This is a genomic window from Streptobacillus canis (genome assembly GCF_009733925.1).
Classification (GTDB): domain Bacteria; phylum Fusobacteriota; class Fusobacteriia; order Fusobacteriales; family Leptotrichiaceae; genus Streptobacillus; species Streptobacillus canis.
Genome location: NZ_WOEI01000019.1, coordinates 24349 through 35357 on the forward strand (window position 1 = coordinate 24349; position 11009 = coordinate 35357).

At 26.8% G+C, this 11009-nt stretch carries 11 protein-coding genes and 1 pseudogene; 1 reads left to right on the plus strand and 11 read right to left on the minus strand.

From position 1 onward, the window contains the following. From GM111_RS05710 to nifJ, 9 genes are all read right to left on the minus strand, one after another. Positions 1–402 carry a cell division protein SepF gene (locus GM111_RS05710; protein ID WP_156300017.1) on the minus strand — a complete coding sequence of 134 codons (402 nt, stop codon included), beginning with the start codon at positions 400–402 and terminating at the stop codon, positions 1–3. A gap of 95 nt (positions 403–497) precedes the next feature. Continuing rightward, the gene (locus GM111_RS05715) at positions 498–953 is read right to left on the minus strand and encodes a hypothetical protein (protein ID WP_156300019.1); all 456 of its coding nucleotides are present in this window, start codon (positions 951–953) and stop codon (positions 498–500) included. Positions 954–964: 11 nt separating this feature from the next. After that, positions 965–1858 (minus strand): metal ABC transporter solute-binding protein, Zn/Mn family, encoded by an 894-nt coding sequence (locus tag GM111_RS05720; RefSeq protein WP_156300021.1) that lies wholly within the window; start codon positions 1856–1858, stop codon positions 965–967. Then, complete coding sequence (locus tag GM111_RS05725) at positions 1858–2751, minus strand: metal ABC transporter permease (RefSeq protein WP_156300023.1); 894 nt, start codon at positions 2749–2751, stop codon at positions 1858–1860. Before GM111_RS05725 ends, GM111_RS05720 begins: the two co-directional genes overlap by 1 nt. A gap of 8 nt (positions 2752–2759) precedes the next feature. Then, positions 2760–3452: a metal ABC transporter ATP-binding protein gene (locus GM111_RS05730; protein WP_156300024.1), complete on the minus strand. Its 693-nt coding sequence runs from the start codon at positions 3450–3452 to the stop codon at positions 2760–2762. 1 nt (position 3453) lies between these two features. Continuing rightward, positions 3454–4020 carry a DUF6162 family protein gene (locus tag GM111_RS05735; RefSeq protein WP_156300026.1) on the minus strand — a complete coding sequence of 189 codons (567 nt, stop codon included), beginning with the start codon at positions 4018–4020 and terminating at the stop codon, positions 3454–3456. A gap of 123 nt (positions 4021–4143) precedes the next feature. Continuing rightward, positions 4144–5232 carry a ComEC/Rec2 family competence protein gene (locus tag GM111_RS05740; RefSeq protein ID WP_156300028.1) on the minus strand — a complete coding sequence of 363 codons (1089 nt, stop codon included), beginning with the start codon at positions 5230–5232 and terminating at the stop codon, positions 4144–4146. Beyond that, the gene (locus tag GM111_RS05745) at positions 5229–5678 is read right to left on the minus strand and encodes a pilus assembly FimT family protein (protein ID WP_156300029.1); all 450 of its coding nucleotides are present in this window, start codon (positions 5676–5678) and stop codon (positions 5229–5231) included. The genes GM111_RS05740 and GM111_RS05745 overlap by 4 nt, the downstream gene beginning before the upstream one ends. A gap of 76 nt (positions 5679–5754) precedes the next feature. After that, a complete protein-coding gene (gene nifJ / locus GM111_RS05750; protein ID WP_156300031.1) occupies positions 5755–9324 on the minus strand; it encodes a pyruvate:ferredoxin (flavodoxin) oxidoreductase in 3570 nt (1189 codons plus the stop codon). A 138-nt stretch (positions 9325–9462) separates the two neighbouring features. Here nifJ and GM111_RS05755 point away from each other — a divergent pair, with 138 nt between their 5' ends. Next, positions 9463–9843, plus strand: a complete 381-nt coding sequence (locus GM111_RS05755) for a hypothetical protein (RefSeq protein WP_156300033.1) — start codon at positions 9463–9465, stop codon at positions 9841–9843. Between the two features lie 26 nt (positions 9844–9869). Here the strand turns inward: GM111_RS05755 and pflA are convergent, their stop codons facing one another. Together pflA and GM111_RS08250 are read right to left on the minus strand one after the other, a co-directional pair. After that, a complete protein-coding gene (pflA, locus tag GM111_RS05760) occupies positions 9870–10613 on the minus strand; it encodes a pyruvate formate-lyase-activating protein (protein WP_156300035.1) in 744 nt (247 codons plus the stop codon). A 118-nt stretch (positions 10614–10731) separates the two neighbouring features. Further along, positions 10732–11009 (minus strand): annotated as a pseudogene (locus GM111_RS08250) (hypothetical protein); the annotation flags it as partial.

An 11009-nucleotide genomic window follows, 5' to 3' on the forward strand; every position in this document is an offset into this window, starting at 1 on the left:
TTATATTTCTTCTCCATTCTTAAGTAAATTCTCTACTTCTACACCTTCAGGTATTGAAATAAATACTTTATCAGAAACAAAAACTGTTTTTCCAGACATTGCATGAGTAGCACCACTTAAGATATCTATCATTCTTTGTCCTTCTTCTCTATTTAAAGCATCTAAGTTGAAAGTTATTATTGCTTTACTTTTAATGATTTCAACAAATCTTGATGTTTCATTCATATTTTTTGGTCTTATAGCTATAAATTTCATGTCTGTTTCCTCTCTTTTAACTTTTTTATTTTCTTTCTTAAATAGTGTTATTCCACTAGTTTCATTTTGTGTATCTACTACTTCTTGTTCGTTTGTGTATTCTTCTTCTAAGTCATCGCTACCGAATAAACTTTTCCAAATGCTCATACCTACCTCCGTATTTTTTTCTTATTTATCTAATTATACTATTATTTTCAATGTTTGTAAAGAAATAAAAAAAGGAGAATAATTCTCCTTATTATCTAAAATTTTTTCATATTGTAAATTTTGGCAAATTCACCTAATTTTTCTTTATGTTTTTCTAAAACTTTAAGCCAATTTTCTTCTTCTTCAGGTGTTAAAGCAATACCTTTACCAACGAAATCGTGATCTCCTCCACCAGCAATTAAAATAATATATCTTTTTACTCCTGGTTTAGGTAATACTAATTCTCCATTTTCATCTAGTTCACCTTTATATAAAATTACCTTACCATGAAAATCTTCTGATCCTGGTTCTTCAAATACTTCTAAATCACCATCATAAGCTATATCACTTAATACATAAATTTCTTCATTAGCTTCTCTATTTCCACTATCATCTATTGCTCTAATTAAAATTTCTCCTTTTTCTGCACCTTCTAAAACATTAACTGTTACAACATGTGAAAATGTAATGAACGAGAAAAGCATTAAAAATCCTAAAAATATTTTTTTCATATTTATACCTCCTATTTAAATAGTAAATCTTTCAATTTATTTAAGTTAGATTTCATTACTTCAACAAAACCATCAACATCCATAATTTCATCTCCATTTTTATCTACAGGGATGTTTCCTAAATCCAATTTCACAAACTCAATACCTTCCTTTTTCAAGAAATCACGAGTAGCTTTACTTAAAGTTTTACTCGATACTATTTTGTTTATTCCAGTTTCTTTAATAGTTTTCTTAATTAATTCTGGACTTGCATTATACGGTATGTTTTCATAGTATAGTTCTAAACTATCAAATAAGAAATTCATTTCAGAATCTCCCATATATATTACTCCAACACTATAGTCTCCATTATATACTAAATCTGAAAAATTATTTGATAACTCTATAAATTCCAATTTAAGTTTTTCAGCATTATTTAATATAGCTTCCTTATTATCAGGATATATATCTATTAAATCATTTGATAATATCTCTATCATTCTATATAAATTGCTAAAATCTAACCAAGAATATTTATTATATTTTCCATCTTCATTTATTTTTTTAGTTAATACTAAACTATTGTTATCTCTATAACTATAGCCTAAATCTACTTCTATTACTCCTATATTATATCTTCTTGCTTGTTCATATAGAAAATCATCATCTAAAATTTTAGAAAATGTAACTACTACACCTGCATCAGAAAATATTTCTTCTTTATTTAATATACTATTAAAAGTATTCTTTTGTTTAAACATATCTGTATATGCATCAACTGCAGATACAACCTTTATATCTGTATCTTTAACTACATTACTTGCTAAAGTATATGAAACCTGATTTGAAGTAACAATTTTTTTATTTACTTCAGCACTTGAAATAATACTTAAAAAAGCAAGCAAAGAAACAAAAACTTTCTTCATTATGCGACTCCTTCTTTATATTTACTTAATATATTTTTTATAAGGACAGTTATAAAAAATATTGTTGCTGCAACTATTATTATCGCTGGTCCTGATGGTATAGATAATGAAAGTAATAATGGCACTATTATACCTAAAAGACAGCTTATTGTTGAAAATATTATACTATAAACTATAAACCCTCTAATTGATTTTGCTAAATTTTTTGCTGAAGCTGCTGGGATTAATAATAAAGCTTCAACTAATGCTGCCCCTATTATTTTAACAGAAGCAACTGTAATTATTGTAATTATTAATATAAATACATATTCTAAAAATACTACTTTTACATTCTTAACTATTGCAATATTTTTATTAAAACTTGAAAGCAATATCTTATTATACCAAAACATAATTAATACACTTAATATGGCATTAGTAACTAGTAATACTATCAGATCTATATCTGAAACTGTTAGTATAGATCCAAACAGTACTGTTTCTAACATATGCGAATTTACTTTACCTGATATATATATTAATAAAGTTGCACCTAGTGCTATAGATATAGATAAGAAAATACCTATTAAAGTATCTGTTCCCATTTTAGTTCTATTTCTTGTATAATTAATAACTAATCCAAATATTATACAATAACTAAACAACATAATATATGGTGAATTATATGGTTCTCCTAAAAGTATACCTATAGATATTCCTGCAATTGCAGCATGTCCTATAGATTCTGAAAAGAAAGCCATTTTTTTTATTACTACCATAGTACCTATACCTCCAAGTATTGGCCCTATAAGCAATGCAGCAATTAATGCATTTACTACAAATCCATATGCAAAAAACTCAGGGAGTGCTCCACTATTTGCGAGTTCTGCAAAAAAAAGTCTTATTGCTTCCATCTTATCTCCTATGAGAATATATCAAATATTCTTTCTTCAACTATTTCTTCTTTTGGAACACCACTAAAAATTACTGTTCCTTTTATACATGTTACTTTATCTGCTATTTCTATTACTTGTTTTAAATTATGATGTATCCAAACAATAGTTACACCTTCTTCTTTAAGCTTTTGTATCATTTCTAAAAAGTACGCTTCACATACTGTATCTATACCTGAAAAAGGTTCATCAAGTATTAATAAATTTGGATGTGGATATAGAGATTGAGCAAGTAATACCCTTTGCAATTCACCTCCTGAAAGAGATCCAAGCATCCTATTTTTTTTATGATACATATCTATCTTCTTTAACATTTCATCTACTATTTTCCTAGTCTCTTCTTTCATACCTAAAAAACTAGGTCTATCTTGAAATACCATAGAAAGAAAATCTTCAGCTGTAATAGGTAAAGTTTTATCAAAATCTAAATTTTGAGGTACATAACCTATTACTTTTTCATCTTCATAACTCATCTTTATTTCACCTTCAAAAGGCATTAAAGATAGCAAACATTTAATTAAGCTTGATTTTCCTCCACCATTAGGACCTATTAAACAATGAATTTCTCCACTTTTAATATCCAAATTAATATTCTTAAGTATTTGATTTCCACCTAAATTAAGAGAAACATTTCTTAGATTTAACTCTATTCCTTTTTTCATTTTAATTCCCCTTATTCTCAAAAACTTTTTTAATATCTTCACCAGTTAATGCCTTAACTTCTGAAAACATTTCAGATATTTTTAATATATCTTCTTCTTCAATCTTACCTTTAAAATATTTAATAGTATTTTTTACTTCTCCATTTTCTATAAGAGAATCTATCAAAAAATTCCCAATATTCTCATCTTTACTTATACCTAAATAATAATTATGATTATCTTTAGAAATTAACTTCCATTCAATACTACCTCTTTCTTTCCATAAGTCATCTTTAACAAAAGGATAAGTATATTCTTCTTCTAAAGTTTCTATACTAGGATAACCTGAATCTTTTGCAAAAAATTCTAAATTAGTACTGAAGTTGTACAAGTCTGAATAAATACCATTTTCTTCTGGATTAAAGCTTTCAAAACTACTTATTTGTTTTTCAGTTAAAACTTGTTCTTCTGAACTTCTTTTTGTTAAAGCAATTAATGAAACAGAAGTTATTAATATGATAATTATGGCTATTAATATATATATACTTTCTTTTCTATTATTCTGTGGTTTAATGTATTCCGTTTTCATAGTAAGACACCTCCCTACATTTATATAAATTATATCACTTTTAATACCTCTCTTCAAGCATGTACATTCAGTCTTAAACTAGACAATTCCTTTATTTATCTTACTTTCAGCGTTTGATTTTTTTTAGTGTTCCTTCCAAATTCCAAAAAAGATATATACACTTATTAAAATTAATCCAATAAATATCGATATATTTACTTCTTTAATCTCTATACTAATATATTTTAAGCTCGAAATATATTTCACTAATTCTATTAATAAAGAATAATATTTTTCTACTAAAAAAGAAAAAGTATATATTCCAAAAAGAGAAAGTATAAAGTTAATAAAAAACATTTCTATCATAAGTGTAAATACAGGTATCATAACTAAATTTGCTATAAATGTGAAAATAGGAATATTCTTAGAAAAATAGTAATTAAAGGGCAAAAGTGCTATTTGTATGCACAAATTAAAATAAATATATTTAAAATAGCTCGAATGATTACTAGCTTTTATTAATGGATAGATAAATATAATTACAAAAACAGACATAAATGTAAATACAAATCCTGAATCAAATATGTTTGAAAAATTATACAATAACAATACCAACAAACTAACTATATATACATCACTATTATTTAATCCAAAAAAAGATAAAAACTTCATCAAATATACTCTTCTTACTGAAGCTGAAAAACCTATCAAAAAACTATATATAGTAATAAAAATAAAAGAAAGGTATTTATCTTTTATTATCCCTGCAATTAATGCAATATGTAATCCAGAAATTGTAATCAAATGCATTATTCCAATATATGAAAATTTTTTTATTAAACTTTTATCAAGTTCACTTTTATCTCCAATAATAACAGCCTTGGCTAATGCCTTAGTTTCATAGTTTTCATATGATTTGTCTATAACTCCTATAATATATTGTCTATATCTATTAAAATATCCTGGTTTAGAAGATAAAACATGTCCTTTTTTCTCATTTTCCCATACATATAGTAAATTATACATTCCAAACTTTAAATTTTCATTATTTTTCAAATATATTTTCCTATCAATAAATTTCCCATTAATTTTTATTACTTCCATACTTTTACCACTTACTTTAACATTTACCGAATATATTAAACCGTATTGAATATCTCTAATATCAAATCTCGAATAATAGAAAAAAGAAAATAGAATAAATATACAAAAAACATATAAATATTTTTTCATATACTTACACCTTTAACATTTATTACAGGATAAGAAAGACTATTACTATTATCAAATGATATCTCTGCAAGTAATTTCCCAGATTTATCTAATATTATCAAAGTAAAGCCCTTATTTAAATTTCCTTTTTTGGTAAAATATCTTTCAAAATTATCACTTTCAGACTTATTTTTACTTAAATATTTAAAATCTTTAGATAAATTAATTCTACTTTTCCCAAATAATATTTCCCTATTTTCTAAATCAAAATATATAGGAATATATTCTTCTAATATTTCTGATCTCTTTTGATATTTTCTAAATACCGATGTTATCTCTATAACCTCTTTTTTTAGTTTCTCTTTTTCTAAAAATCTTAGATATGATCTTGATGATAAAAAAAATGTAATCAAAATTAAAGATATGTAAATTACTACCTCAATTAATGTAATTCCCCTATTTTTCATATTACCTCCCTTTTTAATTATATCTTAATTTTTAATAAAAGTAAATAAAAATCCTTGAGGTTGTTCCCCAAGGATATTATTCTTCTTTATAGTCCATTTTAGATAATCTTTGATAATAATTCCATGTATCTTTAGAATTATTCATATTAGTTTCAAATAGCTCTTTTGCCATTTCTGGATTAGTCTTCATAAGTGATGTAAATCTAGTTTCACTCATTAAGAAATCCATATATTTATCCCAATTTGGTTTTCTACTATCTAATTGTAATGGATTTTTTCCTGTTTTAGCTCTTCTTGGATCAAATCTTAATAATGGCCAATATCCTACTTCTGTAGCTAATTTTTCCTGTTCATTAGCTACTCCTAGTCCTCCTTTTATTCCATGTGCTATACATGGCGAATAAGCAATTACTATTGCTGGACCATCATATTCTTGAGCTTCTTTTAATGCTTTTAATGTTTGGTTTTGATTTGCACCCATAGAAATCTTAGCAACATAAATATCTCCATAACTCATCATTACTGAAGCTAAATCTTTTTTCTTTCTTCTTTTTCCATTATTAGTAAATTTAGCTACTGATGCAGTTGGCGATGACGATGAAGATTGCCCACCAGTATTTGAATAAACCTCTGTATCAAGTACTAACATTTTAATATTATCTCCAGTACCTAAAACATGATCAAGTCCTCCAAATCCAATATCATAAGCCCATCCATCTCCACCTATTACCCAAATAGATCTTTGATTTAGATAATATTTTAATTCAAGTATTTCTGATATTTCAGGATACATGCCAATATTTTCTTCTAATTTAGTTAATAATTCATCTTTAATTTTTTGTATCTCTGCTGCATTATTAACTATTTCTAGATATTTATTTAAAATCTCTCTTAGATTTTCATCTAATTCTTCTTTTTTACTTAAACTTTCTATTAGTTCAACTACTCTATATCTTAATTTTTCACTAGCTTGTAACATCCCATATCCATATTCTGCAGTATCTTCAAACAGTGAAGATGCCCATGCAGGTCCTTGGCCTTTATCATTAGTCGTATATGGTGTAGAAGGGGCATATCCTCCATATATAGATGAACAACCTGTTGAATTTGCTATCATCATTCTATCACCATAAAGTTGTGTTAGTAATTTAATATATGGTGTTTCTCCACAACCAGCACAAGCTCCTGAGAATTCAAATAAAGGTTTTGCAAATTGTGATCCTATTACAGTTTCCTTATTTACATACTCATCTTTGTACGTAACATGGTTATATAGATAATCTGCATTTTCTTTTTCACCTTTTTCTAATTGCTCCTCTATAGGTCTCATTACTAAAGCTTTAGTTCTTGCTGGACAAACTTCAGCACAAGCTGTACATCCTGTACAATCTAGTGGTGAAACTTGTATTCTATATCTTAATCTATCAAGCCCTTTACCTAAAGGATTTAATAAATCCATACTATTTGGCATATTTTCTAATTCTTTTTCATCAATTAGGAATGGTCTAATAGCTGCATGTGGACATACATAAGAACATTGATTACATTGTATACAATGTTCAGGCCTCCATTCAGGTATATATTTAGCTATAGCTCTTTTTTCAAAGTTTGCCTCTCCATTTTCAAAAGTACCATCTTCATATCCATCAAAAATAGAAACTGGTAATTCATCTCCTTTTAATGCAGTCATAGGCTCTGCAATTCTTGCCATAAACGAATTTTTATCTAAACTATTTCCATAATCTAAAGTTAAATATTCTTCTTCATCTACAAGTGTTGCCCATTCCTTTTTCACTTCTATTTCAACTATATTTTCTTCAGCAAGGTCTACCATCTTAAAGTTTTTCTCAACAACATCCTCACCTTTTAATCCATAGTTTTTAACTATATGTTTTTTTAATTCTTCTTTTACTTTATCAAATTCTATTACATTTATTACATTAAAGAAGGCAGTTTGTAATATAGTGTTAGTTTTACTTATCATACCTAAATCATAAGCTATCTTATTTGCATTAATTACAAAAAATCTTGCTTCTGCTAAAGCCAATTCTCTCTTTATCTTCTTAGGTAAACTTTCTATTAATTTTTCACCTTCATAAATACTATTTAATAAGAAAATCCCATTTTTTCTTAAACCTGATAATACATCATATTTTCTTAAGAAAGTTTGATTTGAACATGATACAAAACTAGGATTTTTAACAAGATAAGTTGAAGTAATAGGACTATTGCTAAATCTTAAATGTGACCTAGTTATTCCTCCTGCTTTTTTAGAATCATAAGCAAAATATGCTTGAACATATTTATTCGTTAAATCTCCAACTATCTTAACACTACTTTTGTTAGCCCCTACTGTACCATCTGAACCTAGTCCATAAAATAGACAAGATACATCATCATCTTTAGATAAATCTGGATTTTCATACATAGGTAATGATGTAAATGTTACATCATCTTTAATACCTATAGTAAAATGATCTTTAGGCTCTTTTAATACTAAATTTTTAAATACAGATATAATATGAGAAGGGTTAACATCTTTAGAAGATAAACCATATCTTCCACCTACAACTTTAGGTGCATTTTCTCTTCCATAAAGTACTGATTTAACATCTAGATATAAAGGCTCACCATATGAACCAGGCTCTTTTGTTCTATCAAGTACCGCTATCTTTTTAACACTTTCTGGAATTTCTTGTAAGAAATCATCAGCTGAGAATGGTCTATAAAGACTTACTTTAATCATCCCAACTTTTTCACCTCTAGCATTTAAAAAGTCTACTGTTTCTTTTATTGTTTCACATACAGACCCCATAGCAATAACTACAGATTTTGCTTCACTATGACCATAGTAAGTATATGGTTTGTATACTCTACCTGTAAGTTTTGATATTTCATTCATATATTCTTTAACAACTTCTACTGAGTTATTATAGAAACGATTTTGTGCTTCTCTTGCTTGGAAGAATATATCATCATTTTGAGCTGTTCCTCTCGTTACAGGTTTATCTGGCGATAAAGCTCTCATTCTAAATTCTTTTAAAGCTTCCATATCAATTAATTTTTCAAGTTCACTATATTCAATTCTTTCAATTTTTTGTATTTCATGAGATGTTCTAAATCCATCAAAGAAATGTAAAAAAGGCACTCTAGATTTAATAGCTGATAGATGTGCTACTCCAGCTAAATCCATAACTTCTTGTACAGATGATGATGCAAGCATTGCCCAACCTGTTGATCTTGCTGCATATATATCTTGATGGTCTCCAAAAATTGATAAAGCATGAGATGAAATTGATCTTGCTGCAACATGTATAACTCCTGGTAATAGTTCTCCAGAAATTTTATACATATTAGGAAGTTTTAACAATAGTCCTTGAGATGCTGTGAAAGTTGTTGTTAAAGCACCTGTTTGCAATGATCCATGTACTACACCTGCTGCTCCAGCTTCTGATTGCATTTCTATTACTTTTGGCACTGTTCCAAAAATATTTTTTTGCCCTTTTGAAGCCCATTCATCTGTGTATTCTGCCATATTGGTAGATGGAGTTATTGGATAAATAGCTGCAACTTCTGTAAAGGCATAAGAAATATACGCTGCTGCTTCATTTCCATCCATTACTTTCATTATAGGGTTTCTTTCCATATTTTCCTCCGTTTAACTAGGCAATTTCTTCCATTGCAGTAGTTTGTTTTAACACTAATAGTATACAATAACTATGTATTATTGTAAAGCATTTTAATTTATGATATACTTTTAATATCTTAAAATAAGGGGTAGAAAATGTTTAATTTTTTTGTACTATTAATTATGCTACTTGCATACATTAAAATATATATAGGAATAAGTAAGTTTTTTAAATTTAAATATCCATTTAATAGCCTAGATTCACTAATAGTTCCAATACTATTATTTGAAATTGTTACTATAGTTTTATTTATGTTTAGTCCAAATTTTACTAATATTGCACCGACAATGATACATTTTGTTGGTAATAGTTTAACTATATTACATTTCAATTTCTATGCTATAGTATATCTAATAATAAATATACTACTAATAATTACAAATCTAGGATTAAGTGATGACTTTATTCCTATACATAATTTTATATTATTAGTACACTTTATTATTAGTGCTATGTTTACAATCAGATTAATATAAATAGGGACTTTAAAAGTCCCTATTATTTATTTTGCTCTATATAAAGGCAGTTCATATTTCAAGAATATTTCTTCCGCTCTTTTTATTTCTTCTTTAGTTGGTGTTGGTGTTTCTCTTAACTTATATTCTTTTTTCATTTTATCCCATTTTGGTGTTCCCATTTGATGGAAAGGTAAAATGTCTACTCTTTCTACATTTTTAAATTTAGAACAATATTTAGCCCAGTCATCTAAATCTTTAGGATCATCTGAATATCCAGGAACTAATACATATCTTAACCAAACTGGTTTATTTATACTTTCTAAATAGTCAGCCATTTTTAATGTTGGAGCTAAATTAACTGCCGTTAAAGTCTTATATTTATCTTGATCTATATGTTTAATATCAAGCATGATTAAATCTGCAAGTTCTATAGCTTGTTTAGCTTTTTCAGTAAATATATATCCAGATGTATCTATACAAGTATGTATCCCTGCTTCTTTACATAATTTAAACAATTCTATTATGAAATCAGATTGAACTAATGGTTCTCCTCCAGATACTGTAACTCCTCCTGTTTTAATGAAACCTTTTACTTTCATAATTTCTTTAAATACTTCTTCAGGTGTCATAAGTTTTTTATAATCTTTTAAATTCCATGTATCAACATTATGACAATAAAGGCATCTTAAAGGACAACCTTGTAAAAATAATACAAATCTTATACCAGGTCCATCTTTTGTTCCAAATGACTCAAATGAATATATATATCCCGCATTTTTCTTTTCCATATACAACACTCCCTAACAACTTTATATAATAATATAATTATATAATGAAAAGATTATAAATGCAAACTTTTATTTAATTATATATTTTTAAATATTTATCATAAATATTATTAATTTTTTATTCTCCAGTTTCCTTTTTCACATATACCTCAAGTTTATATGTCTTAGGATTATGATATTTCTTTATTCTTTCATATACCTCTTTTTCTATTTCTTCCTTATTACTTAAATCACACTCTTTACACTTTAAATATACATATAATATTGGAAAATATGAAAATGTTTCTGCATATTCATCCCAATTCATTGTTTCAAATTGTCTCACTTCTTTGAAGTATTCTGAAGATATTTTAGAAAACTTTTTCTCATTCTCTTCTTCTTTTTCTTTAAATTCTT